This is a genomic window from Actinomadura sp. 6K520, assembly GCF_004349245.1.
GTDB lineage: Bacteria > Actinomycetota > Actinomycetes > Streptosporangiales > Streptosporangiaceae > Spirillospora.
This window is the reverse complement of the sequence record NZ_SMLC01000116.1, coordinates 1-23,756: the sequence shown is the minus strand read 5'-3', so window position 1 is coordinate 23,756 and position 23,756 is coordinate 1. Positions and strand designations below refer to the sequence as shown.

The window sequence follows — 23,756 nt, the reverse complement described above, 5'->3', positions numbered from 1 at the left end:
TAAGAGACCGCCCCCAGGCCCTCCCGCAGGCGTCCCTTCACCGTCCGCCGAGGAGACCGCTCCGTCGCCGGCCCTGCCCCTGCTGGGGAAGCTCTCGCGCGTGCGCCGCTCACGCCCGCCGGAGCCCGAGACCGCGGCCGCACCGTCCGGCGCGGACCTGGACCCGTCCGCCTTCGAGGAGACCGCGACGTTCGACGCGTTCGCGCCGCGGCAGCCCGACCGGAGCGACCAGACCATGCGGCTCGACGCGGTCGGCCCGGACCCGACCGCCACCTTCGACGCCATCGACCTGGACGACCACGCGAACACCACCGACCCGGCCCCGCTCATCCCCGGCCTTGGAGGAGGGCGTGACGAGGGTGGACGCGGTTCCTCTCCCCTGGCGTCCCTGACCAGGATGCGGCGGCCCAGCAACCATGTTCTCGGTGTCGCGCTTTCACTCTTCATAGGCGTCGGCGTGGGGATCGCCATCATCGCGCTGGTGCTCTGGCCCCAGCTCAAGGCCGATGACGGGCCGCCCCCGGACAGCGCCAACGCGTCCAACAACCGCCCGGTGACGACGATCCCGTCGTCCTTTGGGGGGACGTGGAAGGGAACCCTGGTCAACACAAGCCGCAACGCCTCGTTCCCCGTCGAGGTCACGTTCGAGGTGGGCGGCACCACAGGACGCGCCATCTATCCCAGGGAAGGCTGCGAAGGCACGCTCAGCATGACCAGGGGCACGGAGAGCGCGCTGAAGATGTCCCTGACCGTCGGGAAGCCGTGCACGTCCGGGGTCGTCCAGATCACCCGGCAGCCGGACGGGACGCTGCAGTACACGTGGAGCCGGCCGGGGACGAACCTCGGCTACGGAGGCCGGCTGATCCGCGGCTGAGCACCCGGCACCACCCGGGAAATGCCCGGTTTGCCGTCCTAAATCTCGATAGTTCCGCTAAGGTTTCCCCGCATTCGAAGCATCGATCATGTGGTGGGGCCGCCGCGCGCGGGCTCCCGGTGAGAAGGAGACCGCCTTGCGGGTTGTCCACCGAAGGCTGCTGCTGGCCGGAGTCGTCGCGAGCTGCCTGGGAGGCGCCGCCGCGTTTCCCGTGCTCGCCGCCGGCTCCGAATCACTCGTGGAGGTGACGGCGGCGCAGGGCACCCCGGTTCCCGGCCAGTACATCGTCACGCTGAAGGCCGGGGCGTCCCCCGACGCGGCCGCCAGGAAGGTCGACGCCGCCGGCGTCAAGCGCTTCGACGGCGTCCTGAACGGCTTCGCCGCGCGGCTGAACGGCGACCAGCTCGGCGAGCTGCGCCGCGACGACCGCGTCGCCGCGATCGAGCAGGACCAGATCGTCTCCATCAACGGCACCCAGCGGGCACCGCTGCCCTGGGGCCTCGACCGCATCGACCAGCGGTCCCGGAACTACTCCAAGACCTACACGTACAGATCCACCGGTGCCGGGGTCAACGCCTACGTCATCGACACCGGACTGGACGTCACGCACAAGGACTTCGGCGGCCGCGCCTCCATCGCCTGGACGGCCCCCAGGTTCAACGGCGACGGCCGTGACTGCAACGGCCACGGAACCCACGTCGCGGGCACCATCGGAGCCAAGACCTACGGCGTCGCCAAGGGAGCCAGAGTCCGCGCCCTCCGCGTCCTGGACTGCAAGGGCGACGGCTCGCTGTCGGACCTGGTCGCCGCCGTCCAGTGGCTGCGCACCAACGCCGCCAAGCCCGCAGTCGCGAACCTGTCGCTCGGCGGACCGAAGTCGGACGCCCTCAACACCGCCGTCATGAACCTGTCCAAGTCCGGCGTGTTCGTCTCCGTCGCCGCCGGCAACAGCAACGCCGACGCGTGCAAGTTCTCGCCGTCCGGTGCGGGCTGGGTCATGACGGTGGGCGCCACGACCAAGTACGACAACCGCGCCACGTTCTCCAACTGGGGCTGGTGCGTCGACATCAACGCGCCCGGATACGGCATCTACTCGACGTGGCCCGGAGGCGGCCACAAGGGCCTCACGGGGACGTCCATGGCCGCCCCGCACGTCAGCGGAGTCGCCGCCCTGTACCTGTCCACCCACAAGTCCGCCACGTTCCCGCAAGTGCAGAAGTGGCTCAACGACAACTCCACGCGTAGCCTGAAGCGCCTGCGCCAGCAGGCGAACCGGCTCGTCTACAAGGCGAACCTGTGAATCGCGTCACGTAGGATGGCCCGGCTCCCAGGCAAGGAGCCGGGCATCCAGCGCTTCGCACCGCCTCACCCACCTCAGGGGTCTAGCCTTGGCGAGACACCAGACGGTTCTTTAAAGTTCATTGACCTTCGGCCGTGACGAGAGGAGATGCACGTGGAGACCCCCGCCTCCACTGGCAGGCGTTCTGCACGACGCGCCACCCTGGCTCTCGTGGCGATCGCGACCGCGCTGCCGCTGCTCGGTACCGCCACACCGTCCGCCGGCGCCGCGGCACCCGCCGCCGCACCGTTCGACCCGGGCGACGCCGCCAAGTTCGCCAAGCTGAACAGGCAGATCGAGCAGCTGGAGAAGGAGCTCGGCGGCGACCTCGCCAAGCTCAAGGACGCGCAGTACGCCGCCAAGAAGGCCCACGTCAAGTCGAAGGTCCTGGAAAGGGACCTGGTCGAGGCCCGCAACGTCGTCGCCCGGTTCGCCGCGACCAAGTACATGATGAACGGCGAGGACCCCACGGTCACCTTCCTGTCGTCCGCCGACCCGACCGAGCTCCTCAGCAACGCCAGCCTCGTCAGCCACCTCGCCCAGAACCAGGCCACGAAGGTCGAGCAGATCCAGAAGCTCGTCAGGGACCAGGTCCAGGCCCGCAAGCAGGCCGAGGCGAAGATGGCCGAGGTCAAGAAGGAGATCCAGGACCTCAAGAGCCGCAAGACCAAGATCCAGGCCCTGGTCAAGCGCTACAAGCCCGAGTCGCCGAGCACCGGCATGGGCGGCGTCACCCCCCGCATGCTCAAGACCAAGAACACCCTCGACCTGGAGTTCGGCCCCTTCCCCACCATCGGCTGCGTCCGCAGCACCGGCGACCCCCAGGACCACGGCACCGGCCACGCCTGCGACTTCATGGTCACGACCGGCGGCGTGATGGCCAGCGGCAGCGCCCGGACCCAGGGCGACCAGGTCGCCGAGTACGCCATCTCCCACGCCAGCGCCCTCGGCATCAAGTACGTCATCTGGCGCCAGCGCATCTACGACATGCGCAACCCCGGCTGGAGCATGATGGCCAACCGAGGCGGCAACACCGCCAACCACTACGACCACGTCCACATCTCGGTCTTCTAGCTGTGGGGCCCTCCGACCAGGGCCGCAGCTCACGTGCTTTCCCGAGAGGGCGTCGATCAAGCCGACCCGTAGCCTCGCAGGTCGGAATCGTGGGGCAATCGCGGAAATACCGCCCTGTGCTTCGAGTGGGGGCCGTGACTCCCTCCTTGAGGGCTTCAGGGGCGCATAGGCGGTGAGGGTGGTTCCCAGATCTCGTCTGCCAGGTGGCTGATCTGTTTGAGCAACTCGGTCGGGGATGTCGCCAGGTCCAAGGGCCTGGCGACTACCTCGATGCCGGTGTTTCGAATGCGGTATGTGCGGGGTGTGGTGGGGCCTTGGGCGTACGCGAGCCAACCCCGCTTCAGGTTGAGGGTCGTGCAGTAGGCGAGCATTTGGTAGAGGTCGGTGCCTGGGCCGTCCTTCTGAACCTTGTACTTCGCGTCCAGAACGATGCGCGGAGTCCCGTCGACGGTGTGGACGATGTCGGGGCGCACGGAGACCAGCCGGGACGCGTCCAGGTGCGTTCGGTATTGGCCATGGGTCGTTCCGGGTCGGCCTGCGAGGGCCTCTCTCATCGCAGTGGTGACGAAATCTTCGAAGACTCTGGCCATGTCCACTACGAAAGAAGCCGTCGTAAGGGGGCCCGGCCCGGTTTCGAGAGACTGATGCGTGAGCACGAGTTCTGCTAGGCGCAGGGCGGGTTGATAGCGGGCGTTGAGGCGGGTCTCACGTATGTGCGGGGGCGGGCGGCCTGGATCGAGCCGCCCCACGCCGTCAAGGCGGCCGCAGAGGTGTATGAGGCGCGCCCGGGTGCCGGCGGGCAGGCGGGGGCCTGTGAGCATCCGTTCCATCGCGGAGCGGAGGACGCGGTTCTCTGGGATGTCGGCCGAGTACTCGTCGTGGCGTACCTCAAGCGGCAGGAGCATCCCCGGGCGGCGCGACAACTGGTCGCCCAGCCTCGGACGGCCCCGCACCGTCATGAGGGCGTCGTCGATCGTCACGTAACCCTGGAGGACCCCGGCGGCGAGGGCTCGTTCGGCTTGGCGGGCGAGCGACTCGGCCATCAGCGGCAGCAGATCGTCATCTGCGGCACCTTGGACGTCGTCCGGCCTGAAGCCCGGATTCGCCGCGTAGCCCAGCAGGAAGAGCAACCTCTCGATGCCGACCTTCGGGGTGACCATCACGTCCACCTCGCCGGCTCGCACGGCGCCGACCTTCCCATGAGGCAGCAGCCGCCATTTCCCGTCCGTGCCTTCCGGCTCCACACGAAGCAGCCCGGACCTTCTGAGAGCCGTTGCAGTGGCGGAGGAGACGGAGACCACCTTGCCGTGGTTGTCGTCCTCCGCCAGCGACCCCACCGATTCCCCGTTCGCCTTCACTTCTTGCCCCGGATCGCGGTCAGTCCGAAGCGGTCGTGCACCTCCCCGCGAGACAGGCGGCCGTAGTAGTGCTCTTCGAGGAGTGGAAGTATCGAGTACTCCCAGACGCGGTCAAGGCCGTCCGGGCTTTCGGCGTCGGGGCCCATGAGGTAGGACGGGCCGATCTGAAAGTCGTGGCCCTCGACCCCTATCTCGGCGTTCAGGGCGTCGAGGAGGTCCGCCCTGGAGTCGTCCGTGCTGCCGTTGGCCTTCAGCCAGTTGCGTAGCACGTTCTTGACCGGGTGGCTCGCCGGATGCATCTCCACGAAGGCGAACCGTCGCCTCATCGCGGCGTCGATCAGGGCGATCGACCGGTCCGCGCTGTTCATGGTGCCGATGAAGAAGACGTTGCCGGGAAGCGTGAACGCGTCACCGGGCGAGTACTGGAGCTGGATCGAGTCGTCGCGGTATTCGAGCAGGAAGTACAACTCGCCGAACACCTTCGCGAGGTTGGCCCGGTTGATCTCGTCGATGATCATCACGTAGGGCTTGCCGGGGTTGCTCTTGGCATCGGACGCCAGCTTTCGCATCGGTCCCGGCATCAACTGGAACGTGGCGGCGTCCGTGGACGTCAGCGCCGGGCGGTAGCCCTCGAAGAAGTCCTCGTAAGCGTAGGAAGGGTGGAACTGCACCAGCCGGACCGCGTCGCTTGCCGTGAGATGGCGGGCAAGCGCCCGCGCCAGATATGTCTTGCCGGTGCCGGGCGGGCCGTAGAGGACGATCTGTCTCCGGGTCTGGAGCACTTCTATGATGCGATCCAGCCAAGCCACGTCCATGTGAACCTCGCTCGCCAGTTCCGCGGTGGCAGGTGACAGTTCCCGCGCCCGGCCGGTTTCTGGTTTCGGTGGCATCGGTGAACCGTCACCGGGAGACAGGTCGTGGATACTCTTGATCTCGTTCGTGATGTCGACCACCAAACCCGGCTGACCGATGGCGGCGGCCAGGGGCGCCGGCAGGCCGGGCTCGGGGTGCGTCGCGGGGAACCAGGCCACGGGCCGCGCGAGAAAGGTATCGTCGCCTTCGGAGCGGCTCGACTCCCCCGTGATGTGACCGATGTGCAGTTGGTCGCCGGAGACGGCCACCACCACATCATCGACCTTCATCCGCTGCTGGAATGCGTGGATCTCGTAGGCCAGAGCAAGTCGCCGGGGATAATCCTCATGGCCGTAAGCATCGTCCACCATGGCTCGGATCTCCGCCAGTTTCTGCGACTCTCCACGGTCCGGGAGGTAGGCGACAGGCAGGGATACGCGTTCTTCCTCCCGCCAGCGCGAAACGGTCTCCTCACCATCCGGCTCCGGTCTGACGAGCCATGCCCGCTGGACCTTGTCGTCGGCCTTCTTCCATTGCGAGCGATACGGCTCGTAGTAGTAGGCGACTCGCTCACCGTTGGATCGCCTCACCTGTTCGTTCCGGATGGCGAGCAGATCGCGGTCGATGGAGATCGGATCGTCTCCGGAAGGGCCGGCAATCAACGAGACGAAGGTGCGGTGGATGGCGCGCTTGTGGTCCTGGTTGACGATAGGGAAGAACGTGTCCGGGAATGCGAGGTGCAGGAGCGAGTTCCGGATGCCCGGCTGATCGGTCTTGATGGACGCGACGACATCCCGGAAAGCCCACGGGTCCTCCAGGGCGGCGGCTCTTGTCTCCTGCGGCTGTTCCCACCAATGCTCAACGAATGACAGGAGCCACCCCAACTGGCTCCAGAGCATGACCGTGAATCCCATGCCGCCGTTGAAGACACCACGGGCGCCGAGGGCATCGTCCAACTCGGACGGGAGGGTGATGGGCGGCTCAGTCCAGGCCAGGACGGCCTTGACGTTCGCCCGCTTCCTATCCGCCCCCACATTGGTCAAGGGAAGCGCCTGGAGGTACATGAGCTCCGCGCACAACAGGTGGGTTGCGCGACTGGAACCGCTGAGTTGATCTCTTAGCCTGGTCAGGAACGTTCCGGAGCCGACATCCGGGCTGGCGGTGATCCGGGCGTGCAGGTCACTCGCGGTGGCCCGCGACCACGCGCGCTGGTCCGGCTCGATCGCCGACAGCCCCTTTCCCAGACCCTCGTCAAGAATCTTCCGGGCGGCGCGTTCTATCTCGGGATTGCCCCAGTGGGTCGACTTCGATTCCGTGGTCACCGGCGTCTCCTTCTGTGGGGCACCCCGCCGACCGGGACGATATGCCTCCCACGGACGCTCCCGCCACCGATCGCCTACATCAGGAACAAGACAAGGAAGGGCGTCCGCCTTGGTGCGGACGCCCTTCAGTTGGCCTGGGAGTTAGTCGGCGTAGCTGGGGAGGGTTCGTTCGTGGGCTTCGCGTAGTTCGTACAGGGGGATGCTGAAGAGTTCCTGCTGGTCGCCGTCAGGGCCGTGGCCCGTCACGGTGAGGGAGTCTCCGCCCGCCACGCCGATCTGTGTCACGGGGATGCCCGCGGACTCGCAGAGGGCCGCCAGGCGCGCTTCGGCGCCGGGGCGGACGGCGACCATGGCGCGGGCCACCGATTCGCTGAACAGGGCGACGAACGGGTCGCCCGGCAGGGTGATGCGGGCGCCGAGGCTGCCGCGGAGGCACGACTCCACCAGCGTCTGGGAGAGGCCGCCGTCCGACAGGTCGTGGACGACGGTCACCAGCCCGTCGCGGATGGCGCTGACGAGGACGGAGGCCAGCGCCGTCTCGGCCTTGAGGTCCACGAGCGGGGGCAGGCCGCCCAGGTGGCCGTAGACGACGTGGGCCCATTCCGAGCCGCCGAACTCCTCGCGGGTCTCGCCGAGCAGCGCGATGGTGGCGCCGTCGGTGGTGAGCCCCATGTTCACGCGGCGCCGCACGTCGTCGTGGACGCCGAGGACGCCCACGACCGGGGTCGGGTTGATGGGGGCGGAGCCGGTCTGGTTGTAGAAGCTCACGTTGCCGCCCGTGACCGGGATGCCGAGGTACTGGCACCCGTCCGCCAGGCCCTCGACCGCGCGGGCGAACTGCCACATGACGCCCGGGTCCTCCGGGGAGCCGAAGTTGAGGCAGTTGGTGACGGCCAGGGGCCGCGCGCCCGTGGCGGCGACGTTGCGGAACGCCTCGGAGAGGGCGAGCTGGGCGCCCGCGTACGGGTCGAGGCGGGTGTAGCGGCCGTTCCCGTCCAGGGACAGCGCGATGCCCAGGCCGGAGTCGTCGTCGATACGGACCACGCCGGCGTTCTCCGGCATCGCCAGGACGGTGTTGCCGAGGACGTACCGGTCGTACTGGGACGTCACCCACGTCTTGCTGGCGAGGTTCGGGGAGCCCGCCAGCCACAGGACGGTGCGGCGCAGCTCGTCACCGTTGGACGGACGGGTGAGGCGGCCCGGTGTGTCGGACTGCAGCGCGCCGAGGTCGGCCGGAGGCTGCAGCGGCCGGTTGTAGACCGGGCCCTCGTCGGCGGCGGTGGTCGGCGGGATGTCGACGATCGTCTCGCCGCGCCACGTCATGACCAGCCGGCCCGTGTCGGTGACCGTGCCGATCACGGTCGCCGGGATCTCCCAGCGGGCGCAGATCTCCATGAAGCGGTCGACCTTGTCGGGCGTGACCACCGCCATCATGCGCTCCTGCGACTCGCTCATGAGGATCTCCTCGGGGAGGAGCGTCTCGTCGCGGAGCGGGACGGTGTCGAGGTCGACGTGCATGCCGCCGGTGCCGGCCGCGGCCAGCTCCGTCGTCGCGCAGGAGACACCGGCCGCGCCGAGGTCCTGGATGCCGACCACGAGGTCCTCGTTGAACAGTTCGAGGCAGCACTCGATGAGCAGCTTCTCCATGAACGGGTCGCCCACCTGGACCGACGGCCGCTTCTGGTGGGACTCCTCGTCGAACGTCGCCGAGGCGAGGACGGACGCGCCGCCGATCCCGTCCGGGCCGGTCAGCGCGCCGAACAGGATCACCCTGTTGCCGGGGCCCGGGGCGACCGCGCGCTGGATGTCCTCGTGCCGCATGACGCCGACGCACAGCGCGTTGACGAGCGGGTTCTGCCCGTAGCAGGCGTCGAACACCGTCTCGCCGCCGATGTTGGGCAGGCCGAGCGAGTTGGCGTAGCCGCCAACGCCCGCCACGACACCGGGCAGGACGCGCTGGGTGTCGGGGGCGTCGGCGGGGCCGAACCGGAGCGAGTCCATGACCGCGATGGGACGGGCGCCCATCGACATGATGTCGCGGACGATGCCGCCGACGCCGGTCGCGGCGCCCTGGTACGGCTCCACATAGGACGGGTGGTTGTGCGACTCCACCTTGAAGGTGACCGCCCAGCCCTGGCCGACGTCCACCACGCCGGCGTTCTCCCCCATGCCGACGAGCAGCTTGTCGGTCTTCGGGGCCTTCTCGCCGAACTGGCGCAGGTGCACCCTGGAGCTCTTGTACGAGCAGTGCTCGCTCCACATCACCGAGTAGATCGCCAGCTCGGCCGACGTGGGGCGGCGCCCGAGGATCTGGCGGACGCGCCGGTACTCCTCGTCGTTCATCCCGAGCTCGGCGTACGGCTGGCGGCGCTCGGGAGACGCGGCCGCGATGGCCACCGTGTCGGTTCCGTGGTAGGCCGGGCCGGACGCCTCGATGGCGGGCTGCGGGCCGGTCCCCGGGCCGACCGCGGGCTGCGGGCCCGTGCCGGACCCGAACACGGGCTGCGGGCCGCTGTCGAGGCGGAGGACCTGCTGCGGGCCGGAGCCGGGGCCGACCGCGGGCTGCGGGCCGGTCCCCGCGCCGACCGCGGGCAGGGGGCCGGTGCCGGGGCGGACGAACGGCTGCGGGCCCGTGCCGTGGCCAACGGCGGGCTGCGGGCCCGTGCCGGGGTTGACGGCCTGCTGCGGGCCGGTGCCCGGGCCGACCGCGGGGAGCGGGCCGGTGCCGGGGCGGACGAACGGCTGCGGGCCCGTGGCGGGGCCGACGGCGGGCTGCGGGCCCGTGCCGGGGTTGACGGCCTGCTGCGGCCCCGTGCCGGGGCCGACGGCGGGCTGCGGGCCGGTGCCGTGACCGACCGCGGGCTGCGGGCCCGTGCCGTGACCGACCGCGGGCTGCGGGCCCGTGCCGTGACCGACCGCGGGCTGCGGGCCCGTGCCGGGGCCGACCGTCGGCAGCGGGCCGGTGCCGGGGCCGACCGTCGGCAGCGGGCCGGTGCCGGGGCCGACCGTCGGCAGCGGGCCGGTGCCCGGGTTGACGGGCAGCTGCGGGCCCGTGTTGGAGCCCGTGCCGGAGCCGACCGCGGGCTGCGGGCCGGTGCCCGAGCCCGGCGGCGGCGTCGTGTACTGGTTCAGGTCGGGGTTCGTGAGCGTCGCCGGGTTCGCCAGGGTGACGGCGGGGCCACCGGCGGGGCCCTCCTCGGCCAGCGCTCGGGCGAACTCCTGCTCCGGCCCCTCCGTCTCGTCCTGGAGGGGCTGAGCGGCCCGGAGGACGGCCTGCACGGTCGGGTCCACCTGGATGACCGGCTGCGGCGGGGCGGGCGCCTCCGGGACGGTCACGGGCGGCGCCGCCGGCAGCGGCTGCGGGGACGCCTCGGGCCGCGCGGGCGCGGCGGGCGGGGCCGTCCCGGGCTTGGCCGACTTGGCGTCCTTGGCCTCCTCCAGCATGGCCTCGAAAGCCTGGGTGACCGATGGGTCGACCGGCTGGAGCTCCGGGTCGTCGGCGTCGGACCTGAGCTCGCCGAGCCACTCCATCGACGGCTCGTCCGCGGATTCCCGGGTGGCGCGCCCTGAGGCGTGAGGTTGCTCGCTCATGCTGTCTCCTTGTGGGGGACGATCCCCCACGCTCCCTGGTTCGCGGCGCTCATGCTGTCTCCTTGTGGGGGACGATCCCCCACGCCCCCCTGGTTCGCGGCGCTCATGCGTTGACCAGTTTCTTGACGATGGAGGTGAAAAAGCCGAGCCCATCGGTGGAAGGGCCGGTCAGTGACTCCACGGCGTGCTCGGGATGCGGCATGAGCCCGACCACGTTGCCGGCCTCGTTGCAGATGCCGGCGATGTCGTCCTGGGAGCCGTTGGGGTTCAGGTCGAGGTAGCGGGCCACGATCCGTCCAGAGGAGGCCAGTTCGGCCAGCGTCTCCCGGTCGGCGGTGTAGCGGCCGTCCCGGTTCTTGATCGGGATCACCAGCTCCTGGCCTTCCCGGTACTCGGTGGTCCAGGCGGTGTCGGCGTTGTCGACCCGCAGGCGCTGGTCGCGGCACACGAAGTGCAGGCCGGCGTTCGGCAGCAGCGCGCCCGGCAGCAGGTGCGACTCGCACAGCACCTGGAAGCCGTTGCAGATGCCGAGCACCGGTAGCCCCGCCCCCGCGGCGGACACCAGTTCGGTCATGAGCGGTGCGAACCGGGCGATCGCCCCGGCGCGCAGGTAGTCCCCGTAGGAGAACCCGCCGGGCAGGACGACGGCGTCGACCCCCCGCAGGTCGTGGTCTCCGTGCCAAAGGGCGACCGGTTCGGCGCCGGCAAGTCGCACGGCTCGCGCGGCGTCCTTGTCGTCGAGAGAACCGGGGAAGGTGATGATCCCGACCCGGGCAGCATCCATCTCTTCTGTTCCTCCGAATGAGGGGCACCGGAACGGGCGGTATCTCCTCCGCCGATCACCCCGCTGCGCGTCGCTTTTCCCCCGCGCGCGGCTTCCAATCTACCCGGCGCTGTGCATGAGTTTGCGGTCGAGGCGCCGGACCAGTGCCTCGTCCCGCCAGCTCAGCCGCTTCCGCAGGTGAACGACGGTGCCCCGGTCGGACGAGGGGTCGATGTCCAGTTCGTCCACAAGGGCCCGCATGATCCTAAGCCCGCGGCCGGACTCGCTCAACACCCCGCGATCCACGGGCGCCGCACCGCGTGGCCCGCGTCCGTGGTCCATGACTTCGAGCACACAATCGGACTCGTCCACGTGCATTGTGACCTGGTACTCACCGGACCCGCGGGCGTGCTGGACGGCGTTGGTGCACGCCTCGGAGGTGGCGACCAGAATGTCGCCGACGCAGTCCTCGGTGACGCCCAGCCCGCGCAGCGCGTCCCCCGCCACCCGCCGGACCACCGGGATGCTGGGCGCCTCGCGCGGAAGCGAGAGCGAGAACCGCATATCCACCCGGACACCTCGTGTCATGTCATGCCCCGGGCTTCCTGGCCGTTCCCCCGGTCCCCGGAGCGTGCTCGACGACTCGACGCAGCTAACACTTCCCCGGCGGAATCTTCCGTAATCGCTACACTCACGGGTCGCTTCGCGTAATCCCGGCCGCCCCGGGCAATGGCGCGGGGGCCAGGAAAGCCCGCGCGAACGGATGGAACGCGCCAAATCAGCGGGCCGGATCAGCCCGGAAGCCGAACGGCATTCCGGTCCATTTCGGGTCAGAGAACGCGAACCTCGTAGTTCTCGATGACGGGGTTCGCGAGCAGCGTCTCGGCGATCTTGCCGACCCGCTCCAGGGCGGCCTCGTCGGCCTCCCCCTCCAGCTCCACCTCGAACCGCTTGCCCTGCCGGACCGCGACCACCCCGTCGAAACCCAGCTGCGGCAGCTTCCGGGCGATCGCCTGACCCTGCGGGTCGAGGATCTCCGGCTTGAGCATGACGTCCACGACGACACGCGCCACGACCGCCCCCTCACTGGTCTGCGCTTTTCCTTACGATCCTGAAGCGTACGGCAACATTGCCCATCACGACCCATCCGCACCCCCCGGAGCCGCCCGATGAACATCGAGGACCTGACTCCCTCGGAACGCCGCCTTTGGGATGCGTTCCCGAAGGGCGAATCCGTCGACCTGTCGTCGGGCGATCCCGCTTACGACGACATCGCGCAGGCCGACCGCTGGGGGCGCGAGCGGACGGTCAGGGCCGAGGTGCTCGTCGCGCTGCTCGTCGGCGCGGTGGCGCCCCGGCCGGGCGAGGTCGCCGCGGTGCGGCTCGCCGGGGCGCGCGTCACCGGCTCCCTGAACCTGGGCCACGCGGAGGTCAGCGTCCCCCTGGCGCTCACGGGGTGCTCGTTCGACGAGGCCCCGCACCTTTACTGGGCGACCATGAACAGCGTCCACCTGATGCGCTGCCGGCTGCCCGGTCTCATCGCGTCCGGTACGCGGGTCGACGGGCACCTGTGGCTGGAGGGCAGCCGCATCACGGGCGGCCTGTGGCTGGACGGGGCGAACATCACCGGCATCCTCAACATGTCGGGGGTCCAGCTGTCCAACCCCGGAGGGGACGCGCTGCTCGCCGACCGCCTTACCGTCGAGGCCAACGTCTACTGCGACCAGGGGTTCGCGGCCAGCGGGGAGGTCCGGCTGCCCGGCGCCCACGTCGGCGGTCAGCTGATCTTCCGGGGGGCGCGGCTGCACAACCCGTCCGGCGCCGCCCTGTACGCGAGCCGCCTGGACGTGGCCGCGAACGTGTTCTGCGACGGCGGGTTCAGCGCCGAGGGCGAGGTCCGGCTCCGCGGCGCCCGCGTCGGCGGCTACCTGTCCTTCGTGGGCGCGCGCCTGTCGGCACCGGCGAAGACCGCCCTGAACGCCGACGACCTCGCCGTCGAGACCGACGTGTACTGCTCGGACGGCTTCAGCGCCGTCGGCGCCGTCAGCTTCGCCGGCGCCCGCGTCACCGGCCAGCTCAGCCTCCGCGGCGCCCACCTGCGCAACGACGAGGGGACGGCGCTCAGCGTGCAGCGCATCCAGGCCGAGGAACTGCTGCTCCGCACGGCCGAGCCGATCAGGGGCATCGCCGACCTGTCCTACGCGCGCATCAGCCTGCTGCGCGACGACGCCGCCTCCTGGCCGGAGCGCCTGCAGCTCGACGGCCTGCAGTACGAGACGCTCGAACCGCCGCTGACGGCCCGCGAGCGGCTGGACTGGCTGCACCGCGACACCGACGGGTACGCGCCGCAGCCCTACGAGCGCCTGGCGCTGGCCTACCGCTCCCTCGGCCTGGACTCCGACGGCCGTTACGTGCTGCTCGCGAAGGCCCGGGACCGCCGCGCGACCCAGGGGCCGGCCCGCAAGATCGTCGGCTGGCTGCAGGACGTCCTGGTCGGCTACGGCTACCGCCCGTTCCGCGCCGCGAGCTGGCTGATCGGGCTGCTCGTCTTCGGGACGATCGTCTTCTCCCTGGAGAATCCCCCGATTCTGAACAGTGACGACAGCCCGCACTTCAACGCGTTCTTCTACACCCTCGACCTGATCCTGCCCATCGGCGACCTCGGCCAGGAGCGGGTTTTCGCCCCCAAGGGCGTCCACCAGTGGATCGCCAACTTCATCGTCGTCGCCGGCCTGATCCTCGGCCTGACCGTCGCCGCCGGGGCCACCCGGGCGCTCTCCCGCGAGTGACGCCGCTCCGCTCCGCGGGGCGGGTGGCGTGAATCACGTCCGGGTCCGGGGCGCGCGTGGCCAGGGCTCGTCCGGATCAAAGGACGGCGCTCGGGGTAGGACCTGGATGGCGGGACTTGCATCGTAAGGTGTGATGTCTGCCACGATGGCATATGCGGCGTTCGTCCCTTACCGGGGTCCGAGGCCGTGGACATCGGCCGGACGCGCGGCGATCCCGCGTGACGGCCCCGAACGAGGAGTGTCATCGATGACGATCGACTCCGTGCGCGGCGCGCCCGACACGACCGAGCTCGCCGAGCCAGAGCTCATCCAGCTGCTCACCCCCGAGGGCGAGCGCGTCGAGCATCCCGACTACCCCCTGGACCTCAGCGCCGAGGAAGTGCGCGACCTCTACCGCGACCTGGTCATCGTGCGGCGGATCGACCTGGAGTCCGTGGCGCTCACCCGGCAGGGCGAGCTCGGCATCTGGGCGTCGCTGCTCGGGCAGGAGGCGGCGCAGATCGGCTCGGGGCGCGCGCTCACCGAGCACGACATGGTGTTCCCGACGTACCGGGAGCACGGTGTGGCGTGGTGCCGCAACGTCGAGCCGCTGAACCTGCTCGGCCTGTTCCGCGGCGTCAACCACGGCGGGTGGGACCCCGCCGAGCACGGCTTCCACCTGTACACCATCGTGATCGGCAGCCAGACGCTGCACGCCACCGGGTACGCGATGGGCATCCAGCGGGACGGCGTGCTGGGCACGTCGTCTGCGGGCGCGACGATCGCCTACTTCGGTGACGGGGCGACCTCGCAGGGCGACGTGAACGAGTCGTTCGTGTTCGCCTCGGTGTTCAACGCCCCCATCGTGTTCTTCTGCCAGAACAACCAGTGGGCCATCTCCGAGCCGCTTGAGCGGCAGAGCCGGATTCCCCTCTACAAGAGGGCACAGGGCTTCGGGTTCCCGGGCCTGCGCGTGGACGGCAACGACGTGTTCGCGTGCCTGGCCGTGACCAGGAAGGCACTGGAGAACGCCCGCACCGGGCAGGGCCCGACGTTCATCGAGGCGTTCACCTACCGGATGGGCGCCCACACCACGACGGACGACCCCACGCGCTACCGGCTCAAGGCCGAGGAGGAGGCGTGGAAGCTCAAGGACCCCATCGAGCGCGTCAAGGCGTACCTGGTGCGCAACGACCTCGCCGACTCGGGGTTCTTCGACAAGGTGGAGGACGAGGCCAAGCAGCTCGCCAGGGAGCTGCGCGAGGCGTGCCTGGCGCTGCCCGACCCGGAGCCGCTGTCGATGTTCGACCACGTGTACGCGGAGCGGCATCCGCTGATGACCGAGGAGCAGGAGCAGTTCGCCGCCTACCTGGCGTCGTTCGAGGAGGAGGCGAAGTGACCACCCTGACGCTCGGCAAGGCGATAAACGAGGGCCTGCGCAAGGCCATGGAGAACGACCCGAAGGTCCTCGTGATGGGTGAGGACGTCGGGCAGCTCGGCGGGGTCTTCCGGATCACCGACGGGCTGATGAAGGACTTCGGCGAGGAACGCGTCATCGACACGCCGCTCGCCGAGTCGGGCATCATCGGCACGGCGATCGGGCTGGCGCTGCGGGGCTACCGGCCCGTCTGCGAGATCCAGTTCGACGGGTTCGTGTTCCCGGCCGCCGACCAGATCATCACACAGCTCGCCAAGATGCGGATGCGGTCGCTCGGCGCGCTGTCGCTGCCGGTCGTCGTCCGGATCCCCTGCGGCGGCGGCATCGGCGCGGTCGAGCACCACTCGGAGTCCCCCGAGGCGTACTTCACGCACACGGCCGGGCTGCGGGTGGTCGCGTGCTCGAACCCGGTGGACGCCTACTCGATGATCCAGCAGTCGATCACGTCCCCCGACCCGGTGATCTTCTTCGAGCCGAAGCGGCGGTACTGGGAGAAGGCCGAGGTGGACGTCGACTCGTCCGACTGGACGCCGCTCCACCGGGCCAGGGTCGTCCAGCCGGGCGACCACGTGACCGTGCTGGCGTACGGGCCGTCGGTGAAGACCTGCCTGGAGGCCGCCGCCGCGGCCGCCGAGGAGGGGCGGTCCCTGGAGGTCATCGACCTGCGCTCGCTGAACCCGCTCGACCTCGGCACCGTGGTGGACTCGGTCAACCGGACGGGACGCTGCATCGTCGTCCACGAGGCCCCGGTATTCAGCGGGTTCGGCGCCGAACTGGCGGCGCGGATCACGGAGAAGTGCTTCTACCGGCTGGAGTCGCCGGTACTGCGGGTCGGCGGGTTCTCCACGCCGTACCCGCCCTCGCGAGTCGAGGACCACTACCTGCCCGACCTCGACCGCATCCTGGACGCGGTCGACCGGACCTTCGCGTGGTGACGCCGGTGAGCCAGCCGAAAATCTTCAACCTGCCGGACGTGGGCGAGGGCCTGACCGAGGCCGAGATCGTGAAGTGGCACGTCCAGCCGGGCGACACCGTCGAGATCAACCAGACCATCGTGGAGATCGAGACGGCGAAGGCGATCGTCGAGCTGCCCTGCCCGTTCGAGGGCGTGGTCGCCGAGCTGCTCGCCACCGAGGGCGAGACCGTCGACGTTGGCAAGCCCATCATCTCGGTGGACGCCGAGGGCGGCGGGAGCGTGGCGACGCCGGTGTCCGAACCCCCGGCGCAGGCCGCGGCGATCAAGCAGGACGGCGTGCCGCGCGTCGAGGAGCCGGGCATGGTGTCGCCCGAGGCGCCGCCGAAGCGCCAGCCCGTCCTCGTGGGGTACGGGGTCAAGGAGGGCGCGACGAAGCGCCGCCCGCGCAAGGCGGCCAACGGCGCCCCGCCCCCCGCTCAGCAGGCACCGGCCCCGCCGCAGGCGCCACCCGCGCCGCAGGCACCGGCCCCGCCACAGCAGGCACCGGCCGCGCCGCGTCCGCAGCCGGCGGGCGACGGGCTGCCGCTCGCGAAGCCGCCGGTCCGGAAGATGGCCAAGGACCTCGGCGTGGACCTCGCCACCGTCACCGGGTCCGGCCCGCAGGGTTCGATCACGCGCGAGGACGTCCTCGCCGCCCAGGCCGGAACCCAGGTCGCGGCACAGGACCCCGCGGTGCCCGCCCAGGTGGGGCCGCGGGAGGAGCGGCGGCCGGTCAAGGGCGTCCGCAAGGCGACCGCGGCGGCGGTGTCCGGTTCGGCGTTCACCGCCCCGCACGTCACCGAGTTCCTCCAGGTGGACGTGACGCGGACGATGGAGACCGTGAAGCGGCTCCGCGAGCTGCCCGAGTTCGCGGACGTGAAGGTGTCCCCGCTGCTGCTGGTGGCGCGGGCGCTGCTCACCGCCGTGGCGCGGAACCCGGAGGTCAACGCCTCCTGGGTGGACGGGCCGTCCGGCGCGGAGATCGTCGTCAAGCGCTACGTGAACCTCGGGATCGCGGCGGCCACCGACCGGGGCCTGATCGTCCCGAAGGTGAAGGACGCGCAGGACCTCGACCTGCCCGGCCTGGCCCGCGCGCTCGGCGAGCTGACCGAGAAGGCCCGCTCGGGCAAGGCGTCCCCGGCCGACCTGTCCGACGGGACGATCTCGATCACGAACGTGGGCGTGTTCGGCGTGGACACCGGGACCCCGATCCTCACCCCGGGTGAGGCCGCGATCCTGGCGTTCGGCCAGATCCGGGACATGCCGTGGGTGCACGAGGGCGAGCTGGCGATCCGGAAGGTCACCACGCTGTCGCTGTCGTTCGACCACCGCATCGTGGACGGCGAGCTGGGGTCGCGGGTGCTCCGCGACGTCGGCGACATGCTGGAGGACCCCATCCGCATGCTCGCCTGGTCATAGCCGACGGGTTCGTTGGGGCCGGTGCCGCGCGGTCGGCACCGGCCCCGCTCCACCGCACCGCGAAGTTCACTGACCAGGCGTTACGCCGCCCGTCTCGTAGTCTCGCCCCATGGCAGACTCCTCGATCCACCTCCGCATCGGACCGGACGAACTGGTGATCCGCCGGCGCTACGAGACGCTGTCGATCGCCAACGACTTCGGTGCCGCGCTGCTGTTCCTGGTGGGAAGCGCGCTGTTCTTCCCCGAGTCGACCACCTTCGCCGCGAAGTGCCTGTTCGTGATCGGGTCGGTCATGTTCCTCATGCGCCCGACGATCCGCCTGAGCCGCCGCTTCCATCTGCAGAGGCGCTACGGGGACGGCACGGGCAGCTCGCACGAGTCCTCGATGGACTTCTGAGGGGACCTCCCAGGGACAATCGGGGGTCACTGCACGGGAACGTCCTCGAACGTGCCGAAAGGACCGGCGTCGAAGGTGACGGAGGTGGCATTGCCGGGCGGGGCGGGAAGGTAGACGAAGCCGCGGACGGGCTGGCCCACCTCGGTGGCGAAGACGGCGCGTCCCGGGTCGACGTAGGAACCGGGGGTGCCCTGCGTCCCGGAGCCGATCCGGACGGCGCGGTAGACGTCCTTGCTTCCCGGCACCCGGACGGAGAACGCGGTGAACACGCCTCCGGGATAGTCCGTGTGCGGGTAGGAGGCGTCCGGCGGGGTGGGTCCCGGGCCCTCGTTGACGATGTCGAACACGGCGACGATGTAGGCGCCGTCCCGGTAGAAGGGTTTGACGTCCAGGCGCCGCTTGGCCGCACCGAACTTCGCCGAACGGCCGGCGACCTTCTCGCCGTCCTGTGGCCGGAAGTCCGCAGGCGGGGCTGCGGCTCCACTGCTCGCCGTGGCGGACGGACTGGCCGAAGCGCTGGGCGAGGCGCTGGACGCGCCGTCCCCGGACTCCTTCTCGATGATGTCTTGCAGCGCGACGGGGTTCCCGGGCCCAGGGGCCGATGACTCCGGAGACGGCTCGGCGCTCCCGCTCGCCGTGATCGTCGGAGTCACCGCCCCTGTCGGGTTTCCGGCCGCCCCATCGGTGTCGGTCTGCGCCTCGACGCCCGCCTCTGGTCCGGTCCCGGTCCCCTCCTCGGCGCCCGCCTCCACTTCGGCGCCGATCCCCGGCTCGGTACCGGTCTCCGGCTGGGCGCCGCTGCCCGGCTCGGCGCCCGGCGGCGGCGCGGTGGCCGTCGTCGGAGCGGTGCCCGTGCCGGTCACGGGGATGCCGGTGAACTCCCCCGCCGTGCCAGGCGTGAGGACGGTGAGCTTTGCGACGTCCGGCGGGAGGGCCGGGTATTCGGCGGCCATCTCGCGGGTCGTGCCGGGCGTGAAACCGTCCCCGCTCGTGGATCCGGTCGGGCGGTACAGGCGGCGGCCGACCGGGTCGAGCAGGTCGACCGCGAACGTGACGGACTTCGTGGCCGTATCCAGGGACGTCACGCTGTAGCGCAGCACCGACTTGGCACCCTGCCGTTCGACACCCTTGATTTCGATACGGGCGTGCAGCCCGTCCGCGCTCCCGAACCGGCCCTCCTTGGTGAACGTCCCCCCGGAGTTCGCGGGACGGGCGGAGCCACCGGCACCGGCCGTCGGCGGATCGACCTTGACCGCCCCGTCATCGGTGCAGCCGGTGAGGAGCAGCAGCCCGGAGAAGGACACGGCGAGGGTTGAGACGCGGCGCATCGGTCATCCGTCAAGGAAGTGGCGGGCGGGAGACTGGAGCCACAGTAGTCACCGCCGAAGCGCCCCGCCATCTTCACCGGAGGTCACCTCCGGTGCGTCGGACCGGGGGGCGGGCGGGTCAGCAGGCGCCCTCGTTGACGGACGTGCTGATCGAGTGGCTCCAGGGCTCGCCTATGCCGCCGCCGATGTTCAGGTCGTTGTCGACCGTGACGGTGAGGCAGACAGGGTTCTCGCCGTCGCGGTTCGTCAGCTCGTACCTGCCGCCGCCGACGTAACGCATCTCGACGTTGCCGCCGCCGTGCTCGTTGACGGCGTCATGGACGTCGGACGACGTGCGGAAAGACGAGCCGATCCCGGACTGCGTCCCCTCGTCCAGTTCGGACGCCGCGGCGGACGCGACGGAGCGCACCTGCGCCGTCGAGTAGGTGCTCGTGACGTCGGCGGCGTTGAGGATGGCGGCGATTACGAGCATCATGACCGCGCCGAAGAACAGGCCGAACCGGTTCAGCGCGTACGCGGCCTCGGACGGCTCGTTGGCCTCGGGGCGGCGGTACTGCCAGGCCGTGAGCTTCCAGTAGAGCTTCCGCTGATCCATGCATCCGAGCACGAAAAAGACGGCTGCCAGAACGAAGCACATCACGATCAGAGCGGCCACGCGGCGCCTCCTCGAAACCGGGGGTTCCCGGTTGGATGCGCCGGTACGGCATTCCGTTCAATCCCGGGCGATCGGGTCCCGAGCCTCAGGAAAGGTGAGGGGACGCGTCTCAGGGGCGGGGCGGGTTGTCGCCGTCGTAGGTGCGTTCGTCCCGTTCCGACGGGAAGCGGGGGCGACGCTGCTGCATCCGGGACATCATCAGCAACTGGAGCGCGAACGACACCCCGCCGACGACGATCAGGATCACGCCGATGACGTGCACGTCCACCGGGTCCGTCATCGCATCCGGGTTGATCGCGAACTTGAGGATCAGGCCGAGCGTGATCAAGAAGATACTGACGCCGATACCCATGCGATGACCTCCGCCGGACGATCCATGGTCGTGCCCTTTACCTATCCGTTCGGCTGGACCGTCACACGTCGGCGGGCCGGCCATTCGTGATCACTGACTTCGTGCCACCGGAACCTCGTCGAATTTTCCGAAGGGGCCGGCGTCGAAGGTGACGGAAGTGACGTTGCCGGGCGGGGCGGGGAGGTAGGCGAAGCCGCGGACGGGCTGGTTCACCTCGGCGCCGCCGACTGCGCGCCCGGGGTCGACGTAGGAGCCCGTGGCACCGGGTGTCACGGTGCCGATCCGGACGGTGCGGTAGACGTCCTCGCTTCCCGGCACCCGCACGGAGAACGCGGTGAACACGCCTCCCGGATAATCCCGGTGCGCGTAGGACGTGTCCGGCGGGGTGGGTCCCGGGCCTTCGTTGACGATGTCGAACACGGCGACGATGTAGGCGCCGTCCCGGTAGAAGGGTTTGACGTCCAGGCGCCGCTTGGCCGCACCGAACTTCGCCGAACGGCCGGCGACCTTCTCACCGTCCTCCGGCCGGAAGTCGGCGGGGGCGGACGGGCTCGGCGTCTCCGGCCGCTTCACCTCGTAGGTGATCTCGACGCGGCGGTTGCGCCTGCGGGCCTTGGCGTCGTCCTCGCCGCCCTCCGCAGCGATGGGCTCCGCCTCACCCCGGCCGCTCGCCGAGTAGGAGAAGCCGTCACCGAGCCGGGACTTCATCTCACGCATCACGGCCTCGGCGCGCTCCTTGGACAGCTCCACGTTGGCGGCGTCGTCTCCACGGCTGTCGGTGTGCCCCACGAACCTCAGCGGGCCCATGGCCTTCGCCTTGATCGCCCGCGCGGTCTCGTCCAGCACCGCCCCGGCGCGCCCGGAGAGATCGGCGGAGGTCTTCTCGAACAGCGCGTCCGTGTGGAGGCCGACCGTCACCCGCTGCCCGCTCGTCGCGGCGTCCTTGATCTCCCCTTCGGTGATGCCGTACAGCTCCACGGGGTTGCCGCGCAGCCGGGCGAGGGACGCGGCGGACGCGTCGTCGGGGCCGGTCACGGGGATGCCGGTGAACTCCCCGGCCGTACCCCGCGTGATCGCGGTGACCTTCGCGGCGCTCCGCGGAATGGCCGGGAACTCGGCGGTCATCTCACGCGTGGCACCGGGCGCGAACTCCTCCCCGCCCGTGGACCCGGTGCTCCTGTAGAGCAGGCGCCCGACCGGATCGATCAGGTCGACCGCAAAGGTCAGGAATTTCTTGGACGAGTCCAGGGACGTCACGCTGTACCGCAGCACCGATTTGTCACCCCGGCGCTCAACGCCCTTGATCTGAACACGGGCGTGCAGCGGGGCACCCGCGCCGCCGAACCAGCCCTCCTTGACGAACGCCCCTCCGGCGCTGGCGGGAGGCCCAGAGCCCCCGTCCGTCGGCAGCCCATCCTCATCCACCTCACCGCCCGTGCAACCGACAAGCAGCACAAGCCCGAAGAGGAACGCAATGAGAGACAGGACGCGGCGCATCAGTCATCCGTCAGAGAAGGGGCAAGCGAACATGCGGGCCACAGTAGCCAACGCCAAACCACCCCGCCATATCCCTAGCAAGGGGCACAGCCGACGCACCGGCCCATCAGTCCACTCGCGGATCATTGGGGGACGGCCGTCGCGACCCCATTCCAAAAGCGTGCTCAATCGACGTCGCCTCGTTTACACGTGGGGTGTCGCCGTTCAATGCTGCACACGCGATTTCTGAAGAGCACTTGCAAAATTCCGGAAATCGCTGTGGCTAATGATGAGCTTGGGGCCGTCGGGGTCTTTGCTGTCGCGCAACGCCACCGTCTGGGAGATCAGAGCAACCTCAACACAGTTGTCACCCTCGGCCGTGCTTCGTGAAGCCTTGCGCCACACTGCCTTGCTCAGGTCCATCTCTCCTCGATCACCCTTCTGATCAGGGCTCGGGTGTCTCTCACATTGAGCGCCTCTGCCTGAAGACTAGCGAACCTTTCGTGCAGGTTGGCAGTATCGTCCGGGTCTGCGCTGGTCACGCCTCCTGTCCCAGTTACGAGATAGGCAGCGTCGCTACGGTCCGCCTGTGTGGCGATGGTGAAGGCAGCTCGGGCGTCCTCCACGTAGACGGTCGGGAGCACCTGGAGCCGGATGCCGGGCCGCTCAGAAAGCTCCAGCAGATGTTCAAGCTGCTCGCGCATGACCTCCCGGGTACCTACCTGCCTTTGGAGCACGCTCTCCTCAAGGACTACAAATATCTTTGGGATAGGTTCACTCATCACCTGCTTCTGCCTATTCAGCCTGGTATTTAGGATGTCTGCATCTTTAACAATCTCGCTAGCATACGCTTCGGTCTGGAACAGACCATTAACTACATGTGTCTCGTAGACGCGAATCACCTTGGCCGTCGACTCAGCCTTCGGGAAGTTGACGAAGTAGGCGGCATACTTGACGGACTTGATCGATTCCAGCAGCTTGTTCCAAGCCGTAACGATCTCGCCGTTGGCCTGCAGTGACCCGTCAAGACGTTTTGCGAAGTCCAGGCGACACCGCGTCTTGCCAAGTTCAACATGACCGATATAGGCGCGGGAGACGTTCACCTGCGCGGCCAGCTCAAACTGCTTTAGTCCGGCCTCCTCGCGCAACCTCCTGACCACGGCACCAAAGGACCTCAACTCCGGGGTGCGACTGCGGTTCTCGATGGTCGAGGCCATGACGATCTTCCTTTCGAGAAGAGGCAACCCGGAAGCTAGCGGAAGCAACCCGTTTGAGGGTGTTCTCGCAGTCTCCTGAGAGAGTAGGACCTCCTGTGGCCTGATAGTGGTCGTTCGGTCACACAGGGTGATTGGAGCGAGTACTTCCGGTATGACGGGTTGGCCTCGTTTGCGATCAGCCCTTCGTCCAGGCTGGAGGGGTTCACCGATGCCTGCGGTCATGCTCGCGCCAGAGGCGCCGCCGCTCGTCCTCGCTCCGTCCGACGCGGCGCCCGCGAAAGCGCGCCGCTACCTCACCGACCGGTTCCGCGAGCTGGGGCACGCCGACGACTTCGTCGGGCGGCTCGTGGTTACCGAGCTGGTCACTAACAGCTACAAGCATGTGGGGATCGGGCACATCATCGTGCGGATCTTCCCGGACGTGCGCGAACCGCTCACCGTCATCGAGGTCTGGGAGTGCGCCACGAGGCGCTTGGTCGTATTCCCGGCTCAGCCGGGAGAGGATTGGAGGTTTTCTCTGGGCCTAATGGCTTACCCGGATCCGAAAGGAAAAGGGGGACAGTAGCATGCCAGCAAAC

Annotated in this window: 20 protein-coding genes and 1 pseudogene; 9 read left to right on the top strand and 12 right to left on the bottom strand. The window is 69.5% G+C overall.

What is annotated here, in order from left to right:
* The 3 genes and pseudogenes from E1289_RS25930 to E1289_RS25920 form a co-directional block, all read left to right on the top strand.
* Nucleotides 1-874, top strand: a pseudogene (locus E1289_RS25930) (hypothetical protein); the annotation flags it as partial.
* A gap of 136 nt (nucleotides 875-1,010) precedes the next feature.
* Nucleotides 1,011-2,174 carry a S8 family peptidase gene (locus E1289_RS25925; RefSeq protein ID WP_131984596.1) on the top strand — a complete coding sequence of 388 codons (1,164 nt, stop codon included), beginning with the start codon at nucleotides 1,011-1,013 and terminating at the stop codon, nucleotides 2,172-2,174.
* A 210-nt stretch (nucleotides 2,175-2,384) separates the two neighbouring features.
* Complete coding sequence (locus E1289_RS25920) at nucleotides 2,385-3,287, top strand: DUF4200 domain-containing protein (protein WP_243713144.1); 903 nt, start codon at nucleotides 2,385-2,387, stop codon at nucleotides 3,285-3,287.
* A gap of 155 nt (nucleotides 3,288-3,442) precedes the next feature.
* Here the strand turns inward: E1289_RS25920 and E1289_RS25915 are convergent, their stop codons facing one another.
* The 6 genes from E1289_RS25915 to purS all read right to left on the bottom strand — a co-directional run bounded on the left by E1289_RS25915 (nucleotide 3,443) and on the right by purS (nucleotide 12,246).
* A complete protein-coding gene (locus tag E1289_RS25915) occupies nucleotides 3,443-4,624 on the bottom strand; it encodes a restriction endonuclease (protein ID WP_131984592.1) in 1,182 nt (393 codons plus the stop codon).
* Between the two features lie 17 nt (nucleotides 4,625-4,641).
* Nucleotides 4,642-6,819: an AAA family ATPase gene (locus E1289_RS25910; protein ID WP_131984590.1), complete on the bottom strand. Its 2,178-nt coding sequence runs from the start codon at nucleotides 6,817-6,819 to the stop codon at nucleotides 4,642-4,644.
* 141 nt (nucleotides 6,820-6,960) lie between these two features.
* The gene (gene purL / locus E1289_RS40345; RefSeq protein ID WP_347813593.1) at nucleotides 6,961-10,410 is read right to left on the bottom strand and encodes a phosphoribosylformylglycinamidine synthase subunit PurL; all 3,450 of its coding nucleotides are present in this window, start codon (nucleotides 10,408-10,410) and stop codon (nucleotides 6,961-6,963) included.
* 103 nt (nucleotides 10,411-10,513) lie between these two features.
* Entirely contained in the window at nucleotides 10,514-11,194 is a 681-nt protein-coding gene (purQ, locus tag E1289_RS25895) for a phosphoribosylformylglycinamidine synthase subunit PurQ (RefSeq protein ID WP_131984586.1), read from the bottom strand.
* 99 nt (nucleotides 11,195-11,293) lie between these two features.
* Entirely contained in the window at nucleotides 11,294-11,737 is a 444-nt protein-coding gene (locus tag E1289_RS25890; protein WP_243713146.1) for an ATP-binding protein, read from the bottom strand.
* 266 nt (nucleotides 11,738-12,003) lie between these two features.
* A complete protein-coding gene (purS, locus tag E1289_RS25885; protein WP_131984582.1) occupies nucleotides 12,004-12,246 on the bottom strand; it encodes a phosphoribosylformylglycinamidine synthase subunit PurS in 243 nt (80 codons plus the stop codon).
* 96 nt (nucleotides 12,247-12,342) lie between these two features.
* Between purS and E1289_RS25880 the strand changes: the two genes are divergently transcribed.
* The 5 genes from E1289_RS25880 (at nucleotide 12,343) to E1289_RS25860 (ending at nucleotide 18,150) form a co-directional block, all read left to right on the top strand.
* The gene (locus E1289_RS25880; protein ID WP_131984580.1) at nucleotides 12,343-13,962 is read left to right on the top strand and encodes a hypothetical protein; all 1,620 of its coding nucleotides are present in this window, start codon (nucleotides 12,343-12,345) and stop codon (nucleotides 13,960-13,962) included.
* Between the two features lie 247 nt (nucleotides 13,963-14,209).
* The gene (gene pdhA / locus E1289_RS25875) at nucleotides 14,210-15,340 is read left to right on the top strand and encodes a pyruvate dehydrogenase (acetyl-transferring) E1 component subunit alpha (protein ID WP_131984578.1); all 1,131 of its coding nucleotides are present in this window, start codon (nucleotides 14,210-14,212) and stop codon (nucleotides 15,338-15,340) included.
* Nucleotides 15,337-16,314 (top strand): alpha-ketoacid dehydrogenase subunit beta, encoded by a 978-nt coding sequence (locus E1289_RS25870; RefSeq protein WP_131984576.1) that lies wholly within the window; start codon nucleotides 15,337-15,339, stop codon nucleotides 16,312-16,314. The genes pdhA and E1289_RS25870 overlap by 4 nt, the downstream gene beginning before the upstream one ends.
* A gap of 5 nt (nucleotides 16,315-16,319) precedes the next feature.
* Nucleotides 16,320-17,753 carry a dihydrolipoamide acetyltransferase family protein gene (locus E1289_RS25865; RefSeq protein ID WP_131984574.1) on the top strand — a complete coding sequence of 478 codons (1,434 nt, stop codon included), beginning with the start codon at nucleotides 16,320-16,322 and terminating at the stop codon, nucleotides 17,751-17,753.
* 109 nt (nucleotides 17,754-17,862) lie between these two features.
* Nucleotides 17,863-18,150: a YrhK family protein gene (locus E1289_RS25860; protein WP_131984572.1), complete on the top strand. Its 288-nt coding sequence runs from the start codon at nucleotides 17,863-17,865 to the stop codon at nucleotides 18,148-18,150.
* Nucleotides 18,151-18,176: 26 nt separating this feature from the next.
* Here the strand turns inward: E1289_RS25860 and E1289_RS25855 are convergent, their stop codons facing one another.
* The 6 genes from E1289_RS25855 to E1289_RS25830 all read right to left on the bottom strand — a co-directional run bounded on the left by E1289_RS25855 (nucleotide 18,177) and on the right by E1289_RS25830 (nucleotide 23,178).
* Nucleotides 18,177-19,478: a hypothetical protein gene (locus E1289_RS25855; RefSeq protein WP_131984570.1), complete on the bottom strand. Its 1,302-nt coding sequence runs from the start codon at nucleotides 19,476-19,478 to the stop codon at nucleotides 18,177-18,179.
* A 118-nt stretch (nucleotides 19,479-19,596) separates the two neighbouring features.
* The gene (locus tag E1289_RS25850) at nucleotides 19,597-20,133 is read right to left on the bottom strand and encodes a hypothetical protein (protein ID WP_131984568.1); all 537 of its coding nucleotides are present in this window, start codon (nucleotides 20,131-20,133) and stop codon (nucleotides 19,597-19,599) included.
* 109 nt (nucleotides 20,134-20,242) lie between these two features.
* Nucleotides 20,243-20,485, bottom strand: a complete 243-nt coding sequence (locus tag E1289_RS25845) for a DUF6458 family protein (RefSeq protein ID WP_131984566.1) — start codon at nucleotides 20,483-20,485, stop codon at nucleotides 20,243-20,245.
* A gap of 90 nt (nucleotides 20,486-20,575) precedes the next feature.
* On the bottom strand, nucleotides 20,576-21,910 hold the full coding sequence (locus E1289_RS25840) for an OmpA family protein (protein WP_165970613.1): 1,335 nt from the start codon (nucleotides 21,908-21,910) through the stop codon (nucleotides 20,576-20,578).
* 276 nt (nucleotides 21,911-22,186) lie between these two features.
* On the bottom strand, nucleotides 22,187-22,384 hold the full coding sequence (locus tag E1289_RS25835) for a DUF397 domain-containing protein (protein WP_131984562.1): 198 nt from the start codon (nucleotides 22,382-22,384) through the stop codon (nucleotides 22,187-22,189).
* Nucleotides 22,375-23,178, bottom strand: coding sequence for a helix-turn-helix transcriptional regulator (locus E1289_RS25830; RefSeq protein ID WP_165970612.1), 804 nt, complete (start codon nucleotides 23,176-23,178; stop codon nucleotides 22,375-22,377). Before E1289_RS25830 ends, E1289_RS25835 begins: the two co-directional genes overlap by 10 nt.
* A gap of 208 nt (nucleotides 23,179-23,386) precedes the next feature.
* Between E1289_RS25830 and E1289_RS25825 the strand changes: the two genes are divergently transcribed.
* The gene (locus tag E1289_RS25825) at nucleotides 23,387-23,743 is read left to right on the top strand and encodes a hypothetical protein (protein ID WP_131984558.1); all 357 of its coding nucleotides are present in this window, start codon (nucleotides 23,387-23,389) and stop codon (nucleotides 23,741-23,743) included.
* Nucleotides 23,744-23,756 lie beyond the last annotated feature (13 nt).